General features: G+C 38.4%; 24 protein-coding genes. 14 read left to right on the top strand and 10 right to left on the bottom strand.

Translation table 11 applies throughout. The annotated features are described in order from the left end of the window. The first annotated feature begins 24 nt into the window (after positions 1 to 24). The 13 genes from J2Y03_RS25665 to J2Y03_RS25605 all read left to right on the top strand — a co-directional run bounded on the left by J2Y03_RS25665 (position 25) and on the right by J2Y03_RS25605 (position 12,108). Positions 25 to 813 (top strand): enoyl-CoA hydratase/isomerase family protein, encoded by a 789-nt coding sequence (locus tag J2Y03_RS25665; RefSeq protein WP_310199763.1) that lies wholly within the window; start codon positions 25 to 27, stop codon positions 811 to 813. Positions 814 to 913: 100 nt separating this feature from the next. Next, entirely contained in the window at positions 914 to 1,786 is an 873-nt protein-coding gene (locus J2Y03_RS25660) for a fumarylacetoacetate hydrolase family protein (protein ID WP_310199761.1), read from the top strand. Positions 1,787 to 1,859: 73 nt separating this feature from the next. After that, a complete protein-coding gene (locus tag J2Y03_RS25655; RefSeq protein WP_310199759.1) occupies positions 1,860 to 2,645 on the top strand; it encodes a cupin domain-containing protein in 786 nt (261 codons plus the stop codon). Positions 2,646 to 2,805: 160 nt separating this feature from the next. Then, a complete protein-coding gene (locus tag J2Y03_RS25650) occupies positions 2,806 to 3,762 on the top strand; it encodes a hydroxymethylglutaryl-CoA lyase (RefSeq protein ID WP_310199757.1) in 957 nt (318 codons plus the stop codon). A gap of 84 nt (positions 3,763 to 3,846) precedes the next feature. Further along, a complete protein-coding gene (locus tag J2Y03_RS25645) occupies positions 3,847 to 4,704 on the top strand; it encodes a histidine kinase dimerization/phospho-acceptor domain-containing protein (protein ID WP_310199755.1) in 858 nt (285 codons plus the stop codon). Further along, positions 4,679 to 5,230, top strand: coding sequence for a HAMP domain-containing sensor histidine kinase (locus tag J2Y03_RS25640; RefSeq protein ID WP_310199753.1), 552 nt, complete (start codon positions 4,679 to 4,681; stop codon positions 5,228 to 5,230). Before J2Y03_RS25645 ends, J2Y03_RS25640 begins: the two co-directional genes overlap by 26 nt. 51 nt (positions 5,231 to 5,281) lie before the next feature. Continuing rightward, positions 5,282 to 5,611, top strand: coding sequence for a DUF3870 domain-containing protein (locus J2Y03_RS25635; protein WP_310199751.1), 330 nt, complete (start codon positions 5,282 to 5,284; stop codon positions 5,609 to 5,611). 135 nt (positions 5,612 to 5,746) lie between these two features. Then, positions 5,747 to 6,934 (top strand): AMP-binding protein, encoded by a 1,188-nt coding sequence (locus J2Y03_RS25630; RefSeq protein WP_310199749.1) that lies wholly within the window; start codon positions 5,747 to 5,749, stop codon positions 6,932 to 6,934. Positions 6,935 to 6,962: 28 nt separating this feature from the next. Then, positions 6,963 to 7,343, top strand: a complete 381-nt coding sequence (locus J2Y03_RS25625) for a PaaI family thioesterase (protein ID WP_310199747.1) — start codon at positions 6,963 to 6,965, stop codon at positions 7,341 to 7,343. A 101-nt stretch (positions 7,344 to 7,444) separates the two neighbouring features. Continuing rightward, complete coding sequence (locus J2Y03_RS25620) at positions 7,445 to 8,215, top strand: electron transfer flavoprotein subunit beta/FixA family protein (protein WP_310199745.1); 771 nt, start codon at positions 7,445 to 7,447, stop codon at positions 8,213 to 8,215. 48 nt (positions 8,216 to 8,263) lie between these two features. Then, positions 8,264 to 9,247 (top strand): electron transfer flavoprotein subunit alpha/FixB family protein, encoded by a 984-nt coding sequence (locus tag J2Y03_RS25615; protein ID WP_310199743.1) that lies wholly within the window; start codon positions 8,264 to 8,266, stop codon positions 9,245 to 9,247. Between the two features lie 57 nt (positions 9,248 to 9,304). Continuing rightward, positions 9,305 to 11,383 carry a (Fe-S)-binding protein gene (locus tag J2Y03_RS25610; protein WP_310199741.1) on the top strand — a complete coding sequence of 693 codons (2,079 nt, stop codon included), beginning with the start codon at positions 9,305 to 9,307 and terminating at the stop codon, positions 11,381 to 11,383. A gap of 71 nt (positions 11,384 to 11,454) precedes the next feature. Continuing rightward, positions 11,455 to 12,108, top strand: a complete 654-nt coding sequence (locus tag J2Y03_RS25605) for an adenylate kinase (protein WP_310199739.1) — start codon at positions 11,455 to 11,457, stop codon at positions 12,106 to 12,108. Positions 12,109 to 12,285: 177 nt separating this feature from the next. On the opposite strand, the gene J2Y03_RS25600 is transcribed toward J2Y03_RS25605, so the two are convergent. The 8 genes from J2Y03_RS25600 to J2Y03_RS25565 all read right to left on the bottom strand — a co-directional run bounded on the left by J2Y03_RS25600 (position 12,286) and on the right by J2Y03_RS25565 (position 20,262). Further along, entirely contained in the window at positions 12,286 to 12,450 is a 165-nt protein-coding gene (locus tag J2Y03_RS25600) for a hypothetical protein (RefSeq protein ID WP_310199737.1), read from the bottom strand. A 92-nt stretch (positions 12,451 to 12,542) separates the two neighbouring features. Then, positions 12,543 to 12,956 carry an MFS transporter gene (locus tag J2Y03_RS25595; RefSeq protein WP_310199735.1) on the bottom strand — a complete coding sequence of 138 codons (414 nt, stop codon included), beginning with the start codon at positions 12,954 to 12,956 and terminating at the stop codon, positions 12,543 to 12,545. 56 nt (positions 12,957 to 13,012) lie between these two features. Continuing rightward, a complete protein-coding gene (locus tag J2Y03_RS25590; RefSeq protein WP_310199733.1) occupies positions 13,013 to 13,285 on the bottom strand; it encodes a hypothetical protein in 273 nt (90 codons plus the stop codon). After that, positions 13,286 to 13,999 carry a pirin family protein gene (locus tag J2Y03_RS25585; RefSeq protein ID WP_132095015.1) on the bottom strand — a complete coding sequence of 238 codons (714 nt, stop codon included), beginning with the start codon at positions 13,997 to 13,999 and terminating at the stop codon, positions 13,286 to 13,288. It abuts the gene before it with no gap. A gap of 173 nt (positions 14,000 to 14,172) precedes the next feature. Beyond that, positions 14,173 to 14,541 carry a VOC family protein gene (locus J2Y03_RS25580; RefSeq protein WP_310199731.1) on the bottom strand — a complete coding sequence of 123 codons (369 nt, stop codon included), beginning with the start codon at positions 14,539 to 14,541 and terminating at the stop codon, positions 14,173 to 14,175. A 524-nt stretch (positions 14,542 to 15,065) separates the two neighbouring features. Further along, positions 15,066 to 16,253 carry an amidohydrolase gene (locus J2Y03_RS25575; protein ID WP_310199730.1) on the bottom strand — a complete coding sequence of 396 codons (1,188 nt, stop codon included), beginning with the start codon at positions 16,251 to 16,253 and terminating at the stop codon, positions 15,066 to 15,068. Between the two features lie 21 nt (positions 16,254 to 16,274). Next, entirely contained in the window at positions 16,275 to 17,675 is a 1,401-nt protein-coding gene (locus J2Y03_RS25570) for an MFS transporter (RefSeq protein ID WP_310199729.1), read from the bottom strand. Between the two features lie 244 nt (positions 17,676 to 17,919). Then, positions 17,920 to 20,262, bottom strand: coding sequence for a helix-turn-helix domain-containing protein (locus J2Y03_RS25565; RefSeq protein ID WP_310199727.1), 2,343 nt, complete (start codon positions 20,260 to 20,262; stop codon positions 17,920 to 17,922). A 201-nt stretch (positions 20,263 to 20,463) separates the two neighbouring features. Between J2Y03_RS25565 and J2Y03_RS25560 the strand changes: the two genes are divergently transcribed. Continuing rightward, positions 20,464 to 20,970 (top strand): DoxX family protein, encoded by a 507-nt coding sequence (locus J2Y03_RS25560; RefSeq protein ID WP_310199725.1) that lies wholly within the window; start codon positions 20,464 to 20,466, stop codon positions 20,968 to 20,970. Positions 20,971 to 21,058: 88 nt separating this feature from the next. On the opposite strand, the gene J2Y03_RS25555 is transcribed toward J2Y03_RS25560, so the two are convergent. Further along, positions 21,059 to 22,381 carry a (Fe-S)-binding protein gene (locus J2Y03_RS25555; RefSeq protein WP_310199723.1) on the bottom strand — a complete coding sequence of 441 codons (1,323 nt, stop codon included), beginning with the start codon at positions 22,379 to 22,381 and terminating at the stop codon, positions 21,059 to 21,061. Beyond that, entirely contained in the window at positions 22,378 to 23,790 is a 1,413-nt protein-coding gene (gene glcD / locus J2Y03_RS25550; RefSeq protein WP_310199721.1) for a glycolate oxidase subunit GlcD, read from the bottom strand. Before glcD ends, J2Y03_RS25555 begins: the two co-directional genes overlap by 4 nt. Positions 23,791 to 23,898: the final 108 nt, after the last annotated feature.

Genomic DNA, 23,898 nt, shown 5'->3' with positions numbered 1-23,898 from the left:
TTAAGGTAGGAAGAAGGTGTTTATGTGAGAGAGAATCATATTTTAGTTGATATTCAGGATCATGTCGCGACCATTACATTAAATAGGCCGAACAAACATAATGCATTAACTGGCGATATGATGGAGGACTTTGTTTCGATTCTTAATGAAATGAATTATAACTCCGATGTTCGTGTCTTGTTATTAACAGGAGCAGGAGAAAAATCCTTTTGTTCTGGAGCCGACCTTGGCGGCATGAGTGAAAATAATGAACAGCATATCTTAACCTATAAGCAGCATGTCTCAAAATACAAAAATTGTCTCCTTGCGATTCATCAATTGAAAAAGCCGATTATTGCCGCAGTAAATGGCTATGCCCTGGCAGGAGGACTAGGACTCGCTGCTGTATGTGACATAACCTTTGCAAGTGAAAGCGTTTTGTTTGGAGCACCGGAGATTAATGTAGGTCTCTGGGGGATGATGATAAGTGCACCATTAATTAAAACGATTGGCTCTAAAAAAACCTATGAATTATTTTATACAGGAAAAAAAGTCAATGCTATAGAAGCAAAAGAGATGGGGCTTGTTAACGCAGTTTATTCGGATAGTAAATTAATGGAGGAAGTAAGACAATTTGCCTGTCAGCTGGCAAAACGAAATCCGACTGCCTTAACGTTAGGCAGAGAGGCTATGCAAATGATTCAAGGAATGGATTATGAAAAATCATTGAATTACCTACGTGATCAAGTAGTTATTTTAGGTGAAACCGAAGATTCAAAGGAAGGTATGAATGCTTTTCTAGAAAAAAGAGAGCCAATATGGAGCGGACGATAAGCGACGAGTTTTTTTATTCCATATATAACCTGAAATGGTAGAAAATCAAAATATAGATAACTAATAGGTTATAAATGAACGAGAGGAGGAATGTTTCTTAATGAAGATAATTTCTTACCTTAATGAAAAAAATCAAATTAGCGTTGGGATAGTTCAAGATCAAACAGTGATTGATGTTAGCGATGAATTTCCCGATGTCTTATCAATAATTAAAGCAGGACGTAATGGGATTGATAAGATTAATAGGATCCTAAGTTCAAACGTTGAACGAAGACCTTTAAATAGGGAGCATTTATTACCACCAATACCTAAATTAGAACGAAACGTTATGTGTGTGGGGTGGAATTACTTAGAACATTTTAACGAACGTTTCCGTCAAGATATTGATCTACCGACTAAACCAACAGTCTTTACAAAAGCCACAGAGACTATAGCTGGCCCTTATGAGGGTATTCCTTTGCAGGAAAACTTTACAAAACAATTGGACTATGAAGCAGAGCTCGCTGTTGTCATTGGACATAAAGGAAAAAATATTTCTGAAGAAGAGGCATCTGATTATATTTTCGGGTATATGTGTGCGAACGATATTTCTGCAAGGGATGTACAGCAATCTCATGGTGGTCAATGGTTTATGGGGAAAAGTATGGATAAATCGTGTCCTGTGGGCCCGTGGATTGTAACAAAAGATGAAATAACTGATGTTCAAAACCTGGATATTTATTGTAAAGTCAACAGTCAAACTGTTCAGTCCAGCAATACAAGCCTTATGATTTTTCCAATAAACCGGATTATTGCCGAAATTTCAAAAGCGATGACTATAATACCTGGTGATATTATTTTGACGGGAACTCCATCAGGTATTGGTTTAAAACGTAATCCGCCAATGTTACTAAAAACAGAAGATGTCGTAGAGGTGCATATTTCTGAAATTGGAGGTATCAAAAACCGAATCATTGCGGATGATGTCCGATAATGAGAAGTAAACGAATATTCTGTTCTTTTACTTACCTATTCTGAACATTCCAAACTTTTAATGAGGTGAAAATATGATTAACAGTAAAGTAGATCACAGTCAATTAGGGGTAACAAAAAAGAATGAATTGAAAGTTGAGGAAACACAACATTTGAACATCTCGAGGAAAACGGGTGTGGTTGGAGAAAAAATATGGATGGGTCATATGATAGCTGAGACTAGTGCTGAATCTGTTCCGCAACATCATCAACAATCTGATACCGTTCACTATGTATTAAAGGGGAAAGCCGTATTTTTTTATGGAGAAGGTTATGAAAATTCTGTGGAACTTAATGAAGGCGATTTTATTTATATTCCGCCTTATCATCCGTATATCTATAAAAATGTAAGCAACATCGAATCACTTGATATTGTCACTACCATGGCTCCGTATTACCAAGTAGTATATGTGGCTCGAAATGAAAATATTGAAATCCCTAGAGATGTTAATAAGGGTGAAGAAGTTTCGATTGTAAGAGCATCAGACTTAAATGATTTAACCAATCAAACGAAATTCATGCCCCGAAAAACCGCAGTTCAAGCACCTAATCTTTGGATTGGACGCGTAACCGGAGAACCTTCAAAGGATTCAGGGGCGCATCACCATGGTGAGGCCGAGACAGCAGGATTCATTATTAGCGGTAAAACTCGAATCTTATATGGTGAAAGATATGAAGACTATGAAGAGTTTGAGCCTGGCGATTTTCTTCGAGTCCCCCCATTTTTGCCGCATATTGAACGTAATGTGAGCAACACCGATACAGTCGAATTTTTGACTGCACGGAACCCAAGAAACATTGTTGCCAACTTAGATAGCTAATCATTTATCAGGACGTTAACGGTAAACTCTATCACAATACTATTGGTTTCCTAAAATCGGTTTTATAGAGTGAGGGACGCTCCTTGCATCTCTTATTGTACTAAATTTCCGAAGAAAGTATGACGGAGGTCAATAACTAGATTATATTGGAGGGATAAGATTGGCATTTCCGAAGAAGGTAACAATACGTGAAGTAGGGCCTAGGGAAGGCATGCAAATTGAAAAGACACCTGTGTCGACTGAAGATAAGATCCGATTAGTTGATTTGCTTTCTGAATGCAATTTTCCTGTGATTGAAGTTACTTCATTTGTGAGTCCGAAATGGGTGCCGCAGATGGCAGATGCGGAATTGATTGCTGAAGGCTTTAAAAGGAATCCAGGTACAGAATACCAATGTATATACCTGAATTCGAAGGGGATTGAGAGAGCCAAAGCCACTGGGAAATTTGATTTGGAAGGCGTTCTTAGTATCATAGCGAGTGAAACATTCTCAAGAAAGAACACAAATCGGTCAATCGAAGAGACATTCGATGAAATGGATGAACGAATTGCTGTTCTACGTAATTTTGATATTCCAATCAGCACAATTGCTGTTATGACAGCTTTTGGTTGTAACTATGAAGGAAATGTTGATCCGCAGCATGTGGTTAGATTGATTTCTAGAACAATAGAAAAAGCAAACGCACATGGGATTGATCCAGATCGTATCCTCCTTGGTGATACTGTTGGATGGGCAAATCCGGTTTCCACCGAGTACCTCGTGGGTCAAGTGCAAGAGAGGTGGCCAGACAAAACCATAATCTTACATTTGCATGATACCCGAGGGATGGGAATGGCCAATGCCTATGTTGGATTAAAGATGGGAGTCACACATTTTGATTCCTCAGTTGGAGGGTTAGGAGGATGCCCATTCGGTGGATCCCAGGGTGCTGCCGGAAACATTGCAACGGAAGATCTTGTTCACATGTGCCACGAACTGGGTATCGAAACCGGAATTGACTTGGAAAAGCTTTTGGGGGTAACCCGTGAAGCAGAAAGAATTCTCGGGCGCGAACTCCCAAGCAAGGTGGGCAAAGCGAGAAGCTTAGCTTCTTATCGTCAGATACCTTCTCATTAATTTATTCAAATTGGAGTACGTGGTCCTATCCTTCCTTACAGGGAAATAGGAAGCGCTGCTCCAATTTTTATTTTGCTACTAACGGTGTTTCTCCATAAAGGACCTGCATTAACAGATAGTTTATTAGATGCACCCTGTGCTGGCATCAAATCTCTATTAAACAATTTTGCCCTGGGATGGTGTAATAAAGTGGAAGTCATCAAACATCTTTTGTTCAACTTATCATTATTATTAGTTTTATTATTTTTCTATTTGATCTGGTTAGAGAGAATAAGAGAAATGCCAAAATGGATCACTCTTGCCAGCTTCCTGCTCTCTATTATCTTATGTTTTCTTTTCTCTTATCAACCTATTCCCCATGTTTCATACGATTTAAGACTAATTCCCGTATTAATTGGCGGGATATATTTTGGGATTGGACCATTACTGCCAATAATCGTCATTATTATTAGAGCCTTTTATGGAATTGACATAGGATTTTTCACGAATTTAACCATATATGGTTCATTACCCCTCCTATTTTTAAAGTTCCATCCTTGGTTTATAAGTCAACATCCAAAAAAACGTATTACACTTTCTGTATTTTTTGCGATAAGCCTTAGTTTCATCACTGTTTTACTTTTGCCATTGGTCAATTGGGCTTCGCTCGATTTTGAAACCTTGTTTGCCTATTTATTCGTCCCATCATTAGGAGCTTTTATTTTTTCATATTCAGTAGAAATCTCTTTAAAAAATATTCGTTTATATAATAGAGTAATTGATACCGAAAGAACGATTGCGCTTGAAAAAATGGGTGCCGCAATCGCGCATGAAATAAGGAACCCGCTGACAACTGCAATGGGATTTGTCCAACTTCTTCAAGAAACAGAAGTTGATAAAACCAAAAGCAAGCAATACCTCTACGGTAAAGCAAGAATTGGATGCTGCAGAGTTAATTATTAAAGATTACCTGATTTATTCAAGACAATTTACAGTTCAAATAGAAGAAATTGATGTAAACCAAGAGTTAAATCATGTCATTAGAATATTACGGCCATTAGCCGAAGGAAATTCCGTTAATTTTTATACTAGTTTTTTACCAGTTAGAACGATAACAGGGAATACCAAAAAATTCCGGCAATGCTTATTAAATATCATTAAAAATGGGATTGAATCAATGCCCTCAGGCGGTAGTTTAATTGTTTGTACCGAGGTACATCATTCAAATGTAATCATTGAAATTAGAGATAAAGGAACTGGTATGAGTAAGGAGCAATTAGAACAGCTGGGAAAGCCATATTATATTACAAGCGGGTCTAAGGGAACAGGTTTGAGTATGATGGTTTCGTATGGCATAGTGCGGGCATTGAGAGGAACCATTAAAGTAAAAAGTGAATTAGGCAATGGGACAACATTTCTAATTTCAGTTCCTAGTAATTTTTCTACTCAAAAGAATATTTCGAAAATTGTAAAAAAACCGTTGAATTAATAACCTTAATAAGTGTAAAATGGTAATATGAATAACAAGGAGGTTATAAGTGTGACTGAAAATAATACTGTTTTAATCGCTGGTTTTGCACAGCTTCCAAGAGGAACTACGCAGTATGAGAAATATCAATCACTGGCAGTCGTTTTAGTTATTAATGTTGAAACAGAAGTTATTGAAGATGCTGAATTTACCTTTATTGCAGACTTAACAAACTATTATTTAACCTCTCTTGTAAGAGGATATGATTTAAAACAAGGAATTAATCCTTTAATTGATATCCTTCGAAGTCGTGTACTAATACCTTCGCAAGGCGCTGTCATTCAATCGATCAAATCGGCTTGTGATCGATACAAAGAGTCGAAGGCAGCAGTTTACGCTTAGAAATAAGAAATGCTGGTTATCTATGGGGAAAGTCCAAAAATCTTTCTTAACTAATAGATAGAGGCCCAGCAACATGAGCTAAGGCTTATTGTTGCTGGGCCTCTATCTATTAATTGAGAATAGGGAGGGGAATCTATGAATGATCTAGCTTATTTGATAGAAAGGTGTGCTAAATTAAATTCTGAAAAAACTGCCTTAATAAGTAATGGCCAACTGCTATCCTTTAAAGAAGTACATGAACTATCCAATGCGCTCGGATGGGGGTTAGAAGAGTTAGGAATAAAAAAATCTGACCGAGTAGCCTTGTGGGTGCCAATCTGTTCTGAATCTGTTATTTGCGAATTCGCACTCCTGAAAGGAGGGAGGGTAAAGGTACAAATCAATCTAGATTTATCAAAAGAGGAAATGATGGCTATTATCAATGACTCAAGTGCTAATGCCATTATTTATGATAGCTCGTTGAGAGATATAAAAGAAGAACTTAAGGAAATATTTCCTGACTTAATTTATATTCCTTTACATGCTGATAACGAAGAAATTAGTTTTGAAAGCTTGATTCAGCAGAACAGGAAAGAAAATTACTCCGTTCATGTTGATAATCAAGATTTATGTCAAATTTCATATTTTACAGATATGAAAGGTAATAGTAAAGGCACAATTTATAATGTATTTTCGAAAAAAGCTTCGTTAAATAATAATTTAGTCGATGAGTTAGATATTACTCCCGAAGATGCAATCCTGCACGTAGATTCATTCACAATTGAAAGCAACAATAAAATACTGCCGTATTTTATTAAAGGTGCAGCCAATATTTTTATGGATACATTTTCAGTGAATTTATTTTCTGAATATGTAGAAAGATTCAGGGTTACATCTACTCGGTTGACTCCTATGATGATTGAAGAGTTAGTTCAATCTGATTTAGTAGAAGCATGTGATTTCTCTAGTTTAAAAAATATTGAATATAACAGCATGGAGATGCCCGTTGAAACAATAAAAAAGGCTGTAGATGTTTTCGGGAATATTTTCATTAAGGTCATTAGCTTTCATGATCAGTTTTTTTCATATCTCATCTTAACCAAATATGATCACCTGGTCGGTTTATTTGAACTTCCAAACATTTTACGTTCAGCAGGCAGAGAATTTACCTTCATACGAACGAAAATTGTAAACCCTCATGGAAATGAAGTTCCAATCGATGTGAAAGGAGAATTACTTATCTCTTGTAACAATCTTATCAATTCAAACGCAGATGAATGGTTTTCTACAGGTGAAATGGCAAAAAAAGATGAGCGTGGCTATGTCTATATTAGTGATATGTAAATGACAAATCATTTTGGGGGTGTTAAAGATGCAAACTAAGTTTGTTGATTGTCCGTTCGATGCATTTTTAAAAGTTAAACACGAGAGGATAAGTGAAACAAATTTAAAGGTCACCATGCCGATAGAACCTCTCTATTTAAATAGTGTTGGGGCCGTACATGGAGGGATTATTTGTTCACTAGCAGATATTGCAATGGGCAATATATTTGGTGCAGATGAAAACAATAATCAGAAAATGGTTACAGCAGACATCAATACTACTTTTTTAAAACCAGCAAAAGGAAAGTTTCTCGTTGCAGATGCGGTTGTAATAAAAAAAGGGAGGACATTAAATCATATCGATTGTTTTATTTACAATGATCAAAATGAGGTTGTAGCAAAAGCAAAGTCGATTTTTGTAAATATTTAATCGTCTATAAAAAGTATACGAAAGTTGGATTACTGAGTTTTCTTTGATATGTAATCAGCGAGATTAATAGAATCATAAAGTAGGAAAAGGAGGAAAATAAAATGAATATTTATGTTGTTATGAAGCGCACGTTTGATACAGAAGAAAAAATTGTGATTCAAAATGGAAAAATCAGTGAGGATAGCGCAGAATTTATCATCAATCCTTATGATGAGTATGCAATTGAAGAAGCTCTGACATTACGAGATGAGCATGGCGGAGAAGTAACAGTTGTCACAATTGGTGAAGAGGAAGCGGAAAAAGAACTTCGAACAGCACTTGCTATGGGCGCGGATAAAGCAGTTCTGATTGATGAGGAAGAGGTTGAAGAGGGTGATGAATATTCTACCACTGCTATTTTAAGCGCTTATTTTAAGAATAAAGCTGCGGATATTATATTAGCAGGAAATGTAACGGTTGATGGCGGATCTGGGCAAGTGGGTTCGAGGCTGGCTGAGGAATTAGGAATATCGATTGTAACAACTATTACGAAGTTAACGATTGAGGGGAAAAAAGCAGTGATTGAGCGTGATGCTGAAGGAGATGTTGAAACCGTTGAAACAACACTTCCATTGCTTGTAACTTGTCAACAAGGGTTAAATGAACCTCGGTATCCTTCTCTGCCTGGTATTATGAAGGCAAAGAAAAAGCCGTTAGAAAAACTAGAGTTAGATGATTTAGATCTGGATGAAGACGATGTTGAAGCAAAAACAAAAGTGGTCGATCGTTTCTTACCGCCAGTTAAAGGGGAAGGGAAGATTCTTGAAGGTGAAATCTCGCAGCAGGTAAAAGAGCTTACATCGTTATTAGTAACAGAAGCAAAAATAATTTAATTGCCAGATAGTAGACCAATCGTTACATAAATAAGAGGAGGGACCTATATGTCAAAAAAAGTACTAGTGTTAGGTGAAATACGCCAGGGGGAGCTGCGTCAAGTTTCGTTTGAAGCGATTGCAGCAGCAAAACAAATTGCTGATGGAGGCGAAGTGGTAGGTTTATTACTAGGCAGTGAGGCTGCTACTCTTGCCGATACCATGATCCAATATGGGGCCGATCGTGTTTTAATTCCTGAACATCCTTATTTACAGAGCTATACATCCGATGGATACACTCAGGCTATTACGCAGGTGGTAGAAACGGAAAAACCTGAAGGCATTATTCTCGGACATACTTCGATTGGAAAAGAGATTTCTGCTCGAATTGCAGCAAAGTTGAAAGCTGGCCTCATTTCAGACGCTGTTGGTCTTGAGGTAAATGGAGATGAATTTGTCTTTACACGTCCGATTTATTCAGGGAAAGCTTTTGAGAAAAAAGTGATAAAGGAAGGACCGATTTTTGCTACAATCCGTCCGAATAATATTGCAGCACTTGAAAAGGGAGAATCACGTACAGGGGAAGTATCCTTAATAAATGTTGAAATCAAGGATTTACGCACGATTGTCCAAGATGTGATTCGTAAAACAGCAGGCGGGGTAGATCTTTCAGAAGCAAAAATCATCGTTTCTGGTGGCCGCGGAGTGAAGAGCCAAGAAGGATTTACCATATTACAGGAATTAGCAGATGTGTTAGGCGGTGCGGTAGGAGCTTCCCGTGGTGCCTGCGACGCTGGGTACAGTGATTATTCCTTACAAATAGGCCAAACCGGTAAAGTGGTAACACCTGATCTTTATATTGCTTGCGGAATATCTGGAGCCATTCAGCATGTAGCCGGTATGTCCAATTCCAAAATCATCGTAGCAATTAACAAAGATCCAGAAGCGCCGATTTTCAAGGTTGCAGATTACGGAATTGTTGGTGATTTGTTCACGGTTGTGCCTTTGTTAACGGAAGAATTCAAAAGAATCACTATTGGTACGGGTGTCTAATGTGATAGTGGGAGGAGTGAATTCCTCCCAGTTTTGTCATTGGGAGGATGAAAAAGGATGTTATCATTACTAAATTTACTTGCTTTCCTAGCAATGGCTGGATATGCTTTCTATTTGTTTGTCAATCTAGTATATACTCGGTATCTGTTTATAAAGCTTGGCAAAAAAGCTGAATTTAAACCAAACCTTAAAGAACGATTCAATCTGATATTAGTTAATGGCTTTGGTCAGTCAAAATTATTTAAAGACAAGAAAAGCGGCCTAATGCATTTAGTATTATTTTATACTTTTTTTATCATCCAAGTAGGACTCATAGAGCTCATAATAAAGGGATTTATTAAAGGATATGAATTTCCCTTCGGTGAGGCCCATAAATATTTCAGTCTACTGCAGGAGTGGGCTACGTTCCTGATGCTGTTGGCTGTCGTATATGGATTTTACCGCCGGTATGGTGAAAAGTTAAAACGCTTGCAATGGAAGCGTGATAGCAAAGCTGCTTTTGTCTATATCGCCTTATGTACTCTAACTTCATCAATCCTGCTTACATTGGGCTTCGAAGCAATTATGCTAAGTCATGAACCAAATCTTGTATATGCTCCATACTCTGGTGCCATTGCGTTGTTGTTCTCCGGCATAGGAACAACGACAGGAACATTGTTGTTCTATGTATTTTGGTGGGTTCATATGTTGACTGTGTTTTCATTTTTGGTATTTGTACCACAGTCAAAGCAATTTCATGAGTTATTTGCCATGGTCAATATCTTCTTTAAGAAAAGCGGCCCTGTAGGGAAATTGAGAAAGATTGATTTCGAGGATGAGACAGCTGAAGAATTCGGTGTCGGAAAAATTGAAGATTTTACTCAAGCTCAGTTGATTGATCTGTACGCCTGCGCAGAATGTGGACGATGCACAAATATGTGCCCAGCTTCAGGAACTGGAAAAACGTTATCTCCAATGGATCTGATTGTGAAGATGAGGGATCATCTTACAGAAAAAGGTGCAGCAATTACTTCTAGACAGCCATGGGTGCCTACCTTTGCCTTTAAAAACACATTAGGAAATCAAATAGCTTTAGCGGGTGCCGGAGCTCAAGAATCTGCTGCCGCTTTGGAAAGTGTGAGCTTAATTGGAGATGTCATTACTGAGGAAGAAATTTGGGCATGTACAACGTGTCGGAACTGTGAAGACCAATGTCCGGTAATGAATGAGCATGTGGATAAAATTATCGATTTACGTCGATATCTTGTCCTGACAGAAGGGAAAATGAATCCTGATGCTCAGCGTGCCATCACAAATATTGAGCGCCAGGGAAATCCATGGGGTCTTAATCGAAAAGAGCGTGAAAATTGGCGTGGGTGTCGAGAGGATATTTCTGTTTCAACTGTTAAAGAAAAGCAAAAGGCTGGGGAAGAATTTGAATATTTATTCTTTGTTGGTTCAATGGGTTCTTATGATAACCGCAGCCAAAAAATTGCTCAGTCCTTTGCTAGAGTGATGAATTTAGCAGGCATTTCCTTTGCGATTCTAGGTAATAATGAGAAAAATTCAGGAGATACACCGCGCAGAATGGGAAATGAGTTCTTATTCCAGGAATTGGCAAATGCCAATATTGCAAACTTCCAAAAGTATAATGTGAGTAAAATTGTAACGATTGATCCACATGCCTATAATTCTTTTAAAAATGAATATCCAGAATTTGGGCTGGAGGCAGAAGTATATCACCATACAGAATTGTTGGCTTTATGGATCAGAGAAGGAAGAATCAAATTTACAAAAGAACTAAATGAAGTGATTACTTATCATGATTCTTGTTATTTAGGTCGCTACAATACGGTTTATGATCCGCCTCGTGAAATTTTAAAAGCGATTCCGGGTGTAAAAGTTGTTGAAGCTGGCCGCAACCGTGAAAATGCCATGTGCTGCGGAGCTGGCGGCGGTATGATGTGGACAGAGGAGAATACTGGAACACGGATTAATATCGCAAGAACAGAGCAACTTCTTGAAACAAAACCAACAATGATTGGAAGCGGATGTCCGTATTGTTTAACGATGATCAGTGATGGTGTAAAGGCAAAAGAAGTTGAGGAGACAATAGAAAACTTTGACATCGTTGAAATTTTGGAAAAAGCATTGTGAATGATGCAGTAATAAACTTAATTAGCAAATCAGCTCTAGCAGAATAGATGGTTGAAAGTGGGGAAATACGAATGAATTTGGTATTAATGGGGCTCCCTGGTGCTGGAAAAGGTACACAAGCTGAGAAAATCGTAGGGAAATACGGCATCCCTCATATTTCCACTGGGGATATGTTCCGTGTAGCCATTAAAGAAGGAAATGAACTTGGTTTACAAGCTAAATCCTTTATGGATAAAGGTGATTTAGTACCAGATGAAGTGACGATTGGGATAGTACGAGAACGATTATGTAAAGAAGATTGTAATCAAGGCTTTTTGCTTGATGGATTTCCTAGAATGGTTGGTCAAGCTGAAGCGCTTGAAAACATTCTAGCTTCCTTAAGCAAAAAGATTGATTTTGTTATTAACATTGATGTAAATCAAGAGATTTTAATGGAACGCCTGACAGGAAGACGTATCTGTATATCTTGTGGATCTACGTATCATCTTATCTTCAATCCATCAGCCGTTGAAGGCGTATGTGATCGATGTGGCGGTGATTTATACCAACGTACGGATGACAATGCTGAAACTGTACAAAATCGCTTACAAGTCAATCAAAAGCAAACAAAGCCACTATTTGATTTCTATGAATCAAAAGGATACTTACGAAATGTTAATGGACAGCAAGATATCTGTAAAGTATTTGATGATCTCGACCAATTACTCGGGAGCTTGCATGAATGATCCTTACTGGAATTATTGGGATTATTTGAATCTAGTATGGCAAAGTGGTTTGAGTTATTAGGATTAATACTTGGTGTCAGTTTAGTGTGGTTGCCTTGAAGAGGTCTTTAAAGTAAGAACAAGAAACTTATAATAGAAAAAAGACGATCCGCCTACCCGCGAATCGTCTTTTTTCTATTATACATACCTATTTCGTCCGGACAGCATTCCAAATACCGTCACGATGACTGAAACGAAAATGAGCGTAATGATGGGAATGGTCCACAAATGCGCCGTATCATATAAATAGCCAATAAACAACGGGCCAATCGCTGCAAGGAGGTAACCTGTTGATTGAGTCATTCCCGATAACTTAGCTGCTTGATTGGCACTCCGTGCACGAAGACCGATATAGCTTAGCGCTAATGGAAAGGCTCCTCCTAATGCGAATCCGATTAAGGCAAAACGATTAAAATCGGATAGGATGACCCTAACAGTAATCCGCTATAACCAACAATGGAGCACATCCCTAGCATGAAGGCAATCCATATTTGTGATTGAGCACGTCCTGCGAGGACAGGAATAAAGAAACTAGCGGGTAATCCTACTAATTGGGTAAAGGAAAGCAGCCATCCCGCTGTTTCCATACTGATTCCATGACTATGTAAGATTTCAGGTAACCAAGAAATCGTTACATAATATAAAAAGGACTGAAACCCCAGAAAAATGGCGATTTGCCAGGCAAGCGGAGAACGCCATATTGTAGTAGTGGTAGAACTCCCCCTCTGGACGAGCCACAGGGACGGTTCTCCTGGCTCAAAAGTGCCAGGAGAACCGTCCCCATGGCACCCCCAAAAATAACAAGGCATGATTCAACGTTTGATTGAATCATGCCTTCTTTTATATTGGGAAAAGAGCCTTTGTATTAAACCGGATAGACTGTTTTATGGTCGGTTGAAATAATAAATTTACTATCGTCTTCCAAGAAATTTACCTTTCCCTCCGAGGAATAAAACCAGGTCTTTTGATTTTCTTCTACATGAAAGATATTAAGTTCATCCCGAAACTTTTCTAACAAAGCTGCTGTTTCATTATCGAGGATAAATGAGATTTCCCACCCGTTATCGACCGGTACAATTTGATATTCCGTTGGTTCACAAAGAAGTCTGCTGCCAACTGTATGACGAACATATAACATTTATGCCTCACCCCCGGGCAGATCAATTAAGAGGAAAAAGGAATCTTGTTTTGCGTGTAATGTTAAGTCGTGGAGGTCTGTAATACGTGCATCATCCCGTTTTTGTAAAGTGACGTCGCCGTTTAGTAAAACCTCTCCTTCAATGACAAATAGATAGATCTTTCGTCCTTCTTGCTGCTGAAAATGAACCTCTTTTTGGGAATCCAATTTAGATAAATATAGCGTTACATCCTGATGAATCATCGCAGTATTTTCGCCTGGATTATTTGATACGACTGATAGAAGCTGATTTCTTAATTTGTCCGTATCAAAAGAAATATCCTCGTAGGATGGAGCTAATTGTTTCTCATTGGGCAGGAACCATAATTGTAGAAGTTGAGTTTCCTCATCTGTCGTAGGATTAAACTCCGAATGCAGGACACCCGTACCAGCTGTCATCCTTTGAATATTGCCGTATTGGAGGATGCCGACATTTTTCAGACTGTCCTCATGCTTTAATTGTCCGTTTAGGACGATGGAAACAATCTCTGCTTCCCTATGTGGATGAATCCCAAACCCTTTGCCAGGTTGAATGATATCGTCATTTAATACTCGCAATGGACCGAATTGGATATTATCTGAATCATAATAGGGACCAAATGAAAAACTAAAGTTGCTTTCTAGCCAATCATTTTTTGATGAATACCGTTTGTTAGCAGGAGTAAGCTGAATCATTTTTTATCACCTTTTTGTATTATTTTAAGTTAAGTTATCTCGAATTAAGGATAATTATACATGAGAATAATGAATTTTACTATGTTAATGCATTCCTTGGATATTATTGGCTTATCATAACGAATGGCAAGAAAAAGGAGACCGTTCATTTACGATCTCCTACCTTATGTTATTTACGCTTGAATCTCACTCATTATCGCATGTGTATTGCCTTCACCATCTTTTAAAAATGCCATCCAGGTTTCGGTTTGTCCCATTTTTGCGATGAGATGGGGTTCGTCGATAAAGGTAACTTCCTTGGAGAGTAATTCCTCATAGCTTGCATGAATGTCTTCCACTTGAAAGTAGAGAATCGAGCTGGCGTGAGCAAATTCTTCACTTTCAGGAAGGCTTAGAAGAAGACGTGTTCCATTACTTTCAAAGAATGCCAAGGTCCCTGCAGTAAATAAAAGTGGAAGACCTAGTTTCTCCTTATAGAATTGAACTGCGCGATCTAAATCTTTCACGGGTACCCCGATTTGTCCAATTTTTTGAATTTCCATCGATAAATTCCCCCTTAAACAATCATTCTTCTATATCATAAACGATATTTTTCATTTTGAAGCAGAGAAATTCAACATAAGTGGTCTGGAGTGACCGAAGTGCATTCAGAAATTCGGTTTAGGTCAATGCAGGTGGTCTGGAGTGACCGAAGTGTATTCAGAAATGCGGTTTGGGTTAATGCAAGTGGTCTGGAGTGACCGAAGTGTATTCAGAAATGCGGTTTGGGTCATTGCGGGATATTAAATTTGATTTCAGAGGAATCTCGACATCTTTTTTCAGAAATATTCCAATGGAATCCAGTAGTTACATAGGTCTAACCAAATTTGTTTGTAAAAAAGTTAGAAAATCGTTCTTCTAAAAATACATATAAAAAACTGACTTAAAAGAGTCGTTATTCAACGACCTTTTGAGTCAGCCTCCTTTTTTTATTTTTAATGAGTTATTAGGAAGTCCTTTAATAGGTACTTCCATTTTAACGGTGCGAATAGGTGTTGAAAAATAAATGGTCTTTGCTACCCCAACCTTACTCCAAATTGTAATATCCACAAACGACTGTTCCGACTGCCTTTGCTGCGACTAAAAGAGCATCTTCATCAATATCAAATTTAGGATGGTGGTTGAAGTATGGTTTTTCGACCCCTTTTGGTGTACAGCAAATGTAGAAGAAGCATGCTGGGAATTTTTTTGCATAATGTGCAAAGTCCTCTGAAGGTGACATTGGAGGGAATTCTTGAACCTCCACAATGTCTTTATCGTTTGCCTTTTTCAAGTAAGAAGCTACCATTTCCGTTACTTCAGGATCATTGTAAAGTGGTGGATAGTCTGGTGTATAGGTTAACGCGCAAGTAACATTGAATTCTTCTTCAATTCCTTTTGCGATGCGGCGAATTTCTCGTTCAATCGTTACCCGCGTTTCGTCCGTCATTGCCCTTACGTCACCCTCGATTTCAATACTATCTTTAATGACATTAAAGGTGCCCTTTCCATCAAATGAACCAATTGTGACCACACCCATATCAAATGGATTTAACCGGCGACTCACCACTGTTTGAACCGCGGTGACAAAGTGTGCCCCCGCGACGATGGAGTCATTTGCCAAATGTGGTGAAGAACCATGTCCACCAACACCTTGTACTTTTAACTTAAAGTATGCACGGCCTGGGAATACGTACCCACTGTTATATCCAACTAAACCAGCTGGTCCAAGCGGTAATAAGTGAATACCGAATATATTGTCTAAATCGTCTAATAAGCCAGATTCGAGCATGCTGATTGCTCCACCCGGTGGAACTTCCTCTGCTGGTTGATGGACAATTTTGATGGTACCAGGGATTTCATTTTTTAATTGGATCAAACAATCTGCTAGAACGAGCAGGTAAGCTGTATGACCATCATGTCCGCAGGCATGCATGACACCAGGATTTTTAGATTTGAACGGTACATTTGTTTCTTCTAGGATTGGAAGTGCATCAAAATCTGCTCGGAGACCAATTGTTTTTCCAGGTTTTCCGCCTTTAATGGTGACAATAATTCCATGGCCTCCGCCTACCTTGGTATCAACCTGTACATCCTTGCCTTTATAAAAATCCTCAATATATTTGCTGGTTTTTTCTTCTTTGAACGAGAGCTCAGGATTTTCGTGAAGGTGACGGCGAATCTGAATGATTTCATCTTTACGTTCTTCAAGCATTTCCATTAATTTTTTTTTCATTGTCATTACCCCCATTCTAAATTACGCAGCTTGATCTCCAATTTCTTGATCTTCTTTTCCTGCATTTTTAGGAACCATAAACATAATGGAAAGAAGTGCTAATACACCAAAGATAACATTCGTAATTATACCCCAGGTTGCACCAACCTCTAGGCTATTTGCTGACATGATGCCATAAATAGTAGCTGAAATCGCCACCCCAAAAGCGCTGCCTAGTGAACTTGCCATTTTATAAATCCCAGCCGCTTCACCCACTTTATTTGATGGAGCGTTTGATACAGATGTATCAGTAGATGGTGTGGCATAAATTCCTAGTCCCAGACCGAATAAGGCGTAGCCAATAAATACAACAATTGTATAAGGTAAATCTGGTAGGAAAGTGAAGCCCATGATTGCGACACCAATGGTCGTAATAACGGTTCCCCATATCATCGGTTTTTTAGCACCAATTCTTTGTAAAATCTTCTCTCCGACACGAATCATCGCTAAAACAGCCACTAAGTAACCAAGTGATAACATCCCTGATTGGAAGGCACTAAACCCTCGACCTACTTGTACATACGTATTGGCAACAACCATTGTACCTGCAATGGCATTGAGCAAGAAGTTTGAGAATGTTGCACCAGCATATGGCTTATTTTTAAATAAAGAGAAATCGATCAGTACCACTTTTTTACTTTTTTCTACTTTCATGAAGATCATTGCCCCAACAACCGTCACGACAGCCAAAATAATGGAAGTTGGGCTTGTCCAACCTAAATCTGAGCCGTAGTTAATTAAAACGTTTAATGCCAGCATGACAACAATAAAGATACTTAATCCGGTAAAGTCGAATTTGAATTTCCCAGAAGTTTCTGCTTTGCTCTCTGGAGTATCTTTAATTAAAATCAAACCGAGAATGGCAAAAACAATCGAGAAAATGAAAATCCATCTCCAACCTAAGTAGGTAGCAATTAAACCACCAGCAAATGAACATACACCAGACCCACCCCAAGAACCGATTGACCAGTAACTAAGAGCACGTTGACGATCTGCACCTTCATAATACGTTTTTACTAAAGCTATCGTTGCAGGCATAATACATGCTGCTGAGAAACCCTGAATAATACGACCAATAATGAGAAGAGTTGCTCCATGGGCTAAAACTAAACATAGAGAACCAATGATACTTAAAATTAGCCCAATATTGGTAATCTTTTTTCGACCTATTTTGTCAGCTAAGCCACCCATTGCTACAATAAATATACCTGAGAATAATGCTGTTAAACTAATACCTATATTTAATGTCCCAAGGGAAATTCCCAAATCTTCTTGGACTGCAGGGACTACATTGACTAGAGATTGAGCAAACAGCCAAAATGTGATAACACCAAAGACAATCCCTGTGATTAATTTATTTGTTCCTTTATAACTGTTTTCCATGTTTCCTACCTCCTGAGTAGAACGTATCGGTTACTTTATAATTTCAAATAAGAGTAGATTTTAGACTTTGAAAAAGATTGGAAAACTACCGGTGTTTTTCTTTTCGTTCATTAGTATATAAAAAAGCCCCTTTTTGATGGAGGCTTTTTTTGTTGGATTTTGTCCATTTACGCATGATATTCTTATCGCTTGGTAATAGGGGATAAAAATTCACTGCATTTTTTTTACCTAAGTAGGGTTAGAATTAGAAAAATACTTTTCGTATTTCAAAAAAATGAATGGCATTTACAGTTAGGTAAGAATAAAATGACCATTCCCCGTCAATTGTTTCATCAAAGACTTCTAGTGATGGGTGACTTGATTGTGTAATATAGTCAATAATTTCTCGGTCGATCCCAAACTCACTGTTATTTTCCCACCAAAGCTTATATAATGCACCGTGATCTTTATCAAAAATAAATTTCCGAATTTGATAGGTCCCGCTAGGAATAAGGTTAATAGTGACTCTTATTTCTTTCATTAATTTTTGAAGAAACGTATCTTCAATTGATAAAAAAGGGTTGATAATCGTTGAGTTCATTAGTACAAGCTGATAACCTAATTCGTTTTCAGTCATAATAAACAATGGCCCGCTAGCTATTATATTCCCGCGTAATCTGTTGAAAAATGACATCGCGAAAAATACAGGCCGTTTGCCGTTAAAATAATGGAACATTTCCATTCCTTCTAATGGAATACTATTCATATCCAAACCCTTTTCATGGGTTTCCGTGTTAATCCAGAACCCAAGCGTTTCAATCGCATCTGAAATACTAATCGCATCGTTAAAAACTAAAGCCCCACGAAAGAAAGTACCATTTGTATATCGCGTATTACCCGAAACCGTATTCCAAGTAATTAAATGAAGTGGTTTCTCTATGGAATAATGTTTTAAATATCGTTTTACTTTCTCCGTCTTTTCTTTAATGAAAGATTTTGCTAAATCAAAATTCGTATCATTAAGTTCTTTATAATCAATAACTTCATGTATATTTGCTTGAAATGCAATAAAATCAATATATTCACTTTGCTGTAGTATCCAATTATCATTACTGTTTATTGCAACTTTTTTAAATGAGAAGGGTAAATGAACTCCAATTTTTAGGTTAGGGATCATTGATTTTAGTAATCCGTGTATTTTTAAATAAAAAATTTCTAGTTCCTCTTTATTTTGATATGTATCTAAAGCGTCAGTAATCATCACGCACCAAGATTCTACATACCTGTAACCGAACACTGTTATACAGTGTTTAAAGAATCTCTGAAGTTTTTCCAAATATACCTCTTGCTCTGAAGCAATCCGATTGTATCTAACATGAACATATAAAGATAAATGATTGGATTTTAAAAATTCAATTGCTTCATCAGAATTATAATAAGGTGACGTAGTTGGAATTAATTCATCCGTTTCTACATCAGGAGCAATTGTTCTCCCAGTCAGCAGTTTATGGATCCCAATATATTTTATTTGCAAACCATCTTTAGCTAATAATACTTGATTTCGAACACTTTCTTTCTGCAGTTCTCTAAGCTCACCAATCATTAATAAATTGTCTGGGTGATGTAATTTCCGTTTATTAGGAGATTGGATATCGATCGTTATCGACTCAAAATTTGTTTCTATATCACTAATCGTTTTTGTATCTTCCCCTTTTGCTATTAAAAGTCTTAGTTTTATTAAGATTTCAGGGGAACTTAGAAGGGCTTCTTTATCGTCAAAATCATAATTTTGGACTAAATTAACATGCTCTTTCGCATTTTTTTCACGATAGGAAAAAGGTGTTTCTCCATAAACCTCTTTAAATAAATTTGTAAATGCTTTTGCGTTAGGGAACCCATGTTTCAATGCGATATGAGTAATGGAATCTTTTGTATATAATAGATCCTTTAAGCTGTGTTTTAAGCGAATATTCATCATATATCGGGTAAACCCAATACCTAATTGCTTTTTAAAATAACGCGAAAAGTAACTAAATGATAAATAAAACTTATTTGCTACTTCTTCTAATGTAAGCGGCTCATCATAATGCTGTTCAATGAATGTAATAATTGCTTTTAATCGATCATCTTCCACATTTACTTCAACATCCATTGTTTTATCAGTTTTAAATCGCCTAATTAAGATAAGCAAGATTTTAGAAATCCTTTCACCCATCTCTAGTTTATACCCTTCTTCTTGACGAAAATGGATGACCATAACTTCAGCTAGCAGCATTCGTAGTTCTGTAATCGTATTTTCTTTCCCTCTGTCAATTTCAGGAGAAAATAAATTGAATGTATGGAACCGATATTCAGGATAAAAGTGGGAAAGAAAAGAATCTGGAATCCCCATTTTAAGTACTGTGTTTTTTTGGATACCGCTAATTTCATAAGGTTGGTTACGATTAATGACAAATAAATGATCTTCACTTAGCTGGTGCATGGATTTATCTGTTTCAACAGCTAGTTCACCATCTAATACAAGGAGAATTTCAATGCCAGAGTAAATTGTAGGGGATGAATACTTAATATTCTGTATGTGTAGCTGAATATCACTAATCGATGACATGTTTTTCCCTCCTAAACATAGTTTAGCTATCTAAACATCAACTATGTGAGAAATCGAAAAGAGTAGAATAAGTCGTTCAACATTCCGTCATATCATTTCAAACAAATTGTGAACTTAACACTATGCTTATATTATAAACACTCAGAATCAAATATAGTGTAAGTATAGAGAACAAGTTAAATTTGAAAGGCGGAATGACTTATGTTTAATACATTTTTAAGAGAGAACAATATCTCTGCAGCTATTTTAACTATTATTCGTTTATATCTTGGCTACGCATGGTTCACAGCAGGACTAGGAAAATTACAGAGCGGTGCTTTCGACGCTTCTGGCTTCTTAAAAGGAGCAATCGCTAATCCAGTAAAAGGTCCAGATGGCAACATGGTTTACGGCTGGTATGTAAACTTCTTAGAAAGCTTTGCATTACCAAACATTGATATCTTTAACTTCATTGTTCCTTGGGGTGAAACATTGATTGGCTTAGGGCTTATGCTTGGATGTTTAACAACAGCCGCCATGTTCTTTGGTCTAGTGATGAACTTCAGCTTCTTCTTAGCAGGAACTGTATCTCATAACCCAACTGATATATTCTTAGGTTTCATCATCTTGACTGCAGGTTACAACGCAGGCCGCATTGGATTAGATCGCTGGGTGGTTCCATTCATCAACAAAACAGTTGGTAAAAGTAAGGCTAAAGCAAGTGCATAACAAGTTGTAAAGTGATTCGTCCCCCTGGAATCGCAGATAATATCGTACAAAAAGACGATTCGTTCCTCCGAATCGTCTTTTTTCACTATTATTTCACCGCTTCTGCCAACAAATCTACGATATGAACCCCACGTATTTTACCAGATAAGCCCTCGCGCTCAATCCCAAGCTGCATTTGCAGCAGACATCCAGGGTTGGCTGTTACAATGGTGGTCGCATGGGTTGCTTTGGCCTGGACCATTTTATAGTCGAGCATGACCATGGACATTTCTGACTCGACGATATTGTAGATTCCGGCTGAACCGCAGCAGCGATCGGCTTCTTTCATTTCCACATACTTCACGCCTTGTATCGATTGCAACAGCGTTCTTGGCGCAGATGCCGTTTTCATCACATTCCGTAAATGGCAGGAATCCTGATACGTAATAACTTGAGGCGGGAGCTCTAATTTCACTTTTTTATGGAAAGAGACCGCCACTAGGATTTCCGAAATATCCTTAATTTTCTCCTTAAACGCCACTGCTCGTTCGCACCATACCGGGTCATCCTTCAGCAAATGATCGTAATCCACCAGGAATGCTCCGCAGCCGCCGGCATTGGTAATAATAAAGTCGACATCTAAGTCTTCGAATGCCGTAATATTTCTCTTGGCGAGATCTTTCGCTGCATCCTTTTCACCGCTGTGTCCGTGCAAGGCCCCGCAGCAGGTTTGCTGTTTAGGGATGGCGATTTCACAGCCCGCTAATTGCAATAATTTCATCGTTGCGTCGTTTGTTTTCATGAACATTGTATCCATTAAACAGCCGCTGAAAAATGCTACGCGATGAACTTTTTCCGCTAATGCTGGAAGATGTTCAGGCCTATTTTTCATTTCTTTCATCGTTGGAACTTTAGGAAGCACTTTTTCCATTGTGGCTAAATTATTTGGTAAAAGACCTAAATATCCCACTTTTTGTGCAAGAGTTTGGATTCCAGAACGCTGATAGAACCCAAGCAGGCCAACCATGGTGCGCATACGATTTTGGTGTGGGAATAACCCTTCAAAAACGGTTCTTCTAACTGCCCGTACAGGCAGTGAGTGTTTTTTGTTTTGATTGATAATATCTCGTGCTTCTTCTAATAAGTGACCATAATTGACGCCGGAAGGGCAGACCGGTTCACATGCCCGGCAGCCGAGACAGAGATCAAGTGAACGTTCAAAATCCTCATCTGGTTCTACGATTCCGTCAACGACCGCTTTCATCATGGCAATTCTGCCGCGAGGTGAATGGGATTCTTTATAGCCTGATTCAATATAGGTTGGGCAGGTTGGCAGACAAAAGCCGCAGCGCATACAGTTTAACAGCTCATCCTCGTTCATCCGCTCTTTAAATTGTTCTTGAATCTTTTCTTGTTCGAGTAGGGTAGTCATCTTGTAATCACCACGCGTTTCTTGCTGTCTTTTGCAAAGACTTTCCCTGGATTCATGATGTTATTAGGATCGAATGCCTGTTTAATACCCATCATGGCAGCGATCCCTTCTTTTTTAAGCTTCCATTCGAGATAGGGTGCCTTCATGGCCCCGACTCCGTGTTCCCCAGTTATCGTTCCACCTAATTCAATCGCCTTTTCAAAAATTTCCGCAAAGGCTTTTTCAACACGTTCCATTTCTTCGTGGTCTCGTGCGTCGGTCGCGCAAGTTGGGTGCAGATTGCCGTCACCCGCATGACCAAAGGTACAGATCGTTAACTGATATTTTTCGGTAATTTCATTGATGGCTTTTACCATATTGGCAATTTCTGAACGTGGAACGGTTGCATCCTCAAGGATGGTTGTCGGCTTTAACCGTGCTACTGCTGAAAGTGCTGCACGCCTTGCTGTTCGAAGCGCCATTGCTTCTTCTTCGGTTGCGGCGATTTGAATCGAAACCGCATTTTCCAACCTACATACTTCGGCAATTTTTTGAATATCGCGGTCAACGACTTCAGGCGGACCATCCTGTTCAATTAAAAGAACCGCTTGAACATCTGTTGGCAGTCCTATTTGAGCATAATCTTCAACCACCTTTAATGTAGCCTGGTCCAGGATCTCAAGAGTGGTCGGAATGATTTTATTGGCAATAATCTTGGAAACGGAACGAGCGGCAGCGGAAAGATCCTGATAAAGAGCGAGCATCGTTTTCCTAGTTTCCGGCATTGGAATCAGCTTTAACGTAGCTTCGGTAATGACAACAAGCGTTCCTTCAGAGCCAACAAACAGACGGGTTAAATCATATCCGGCCACATCCTTTGCCAGCTTTCCACCGGTTCGAATGATATCGCCATTAGGCAATACCGCTTCAAGTCCGATTACATAATCCCTCGTTACGCCATATTTAAGACCACGCAAGCCGCCGGAATTTTCATTGATATTGCCGCCGATTGTCGAGATTGTCATCGAACTTGGATCTGGTGGATAGAATAGACCTTTTTCCTCAATGGCATGAATCATATCAAGCGTGATCACACCTGGCTGAACGGTAATGGTTAGGTTTTCTTCATCAATCTCTAGAATTTTGTTCATATGTTTAAAAAGAAGGACAACCCCGCCCTCGGTTGGGCAAGTTCCAGCACAGAGGTTGGTGCCAGAGCCGCGCGGAACAATCGGAACCTTATATTGATTGCAGATTTTCAAAATTTGCGAAACCTCTTCTGCATTGCGCGGGCTGACAATGGCATCCGGCATCGACTGGAAGTTAGGAGTGGCATCGTAGGAATAGACTAAACGTTCGATTTTAGAATCATCGAAGTTATTTTTAGTGACAATGGCGATCAATTTTTCTTTTACTTCATTCGAAAGCATGCTATTTCCCCCATTTTCATACTATTTTCATGTTAATTAAAGTATAAAAAAAGCAGGCTAACGCCCGCTATGGATAAACATCTAAAAAATTGGTCTATTTTTTAAAAA

The organism is Neobacillus niacini (assembly GCF_031457145.1).
GTDB lineage: Bacteria > Bacillota > Bacilli > Bacillales > Cytobacillaceae > Neobacillus > Neobacillus niacini_J.
The sequence above is the reverse complement of the archived record's forward strand: the minus strand, read 5'-3'. Positions and strand labels throughout refer to the sequence as shown.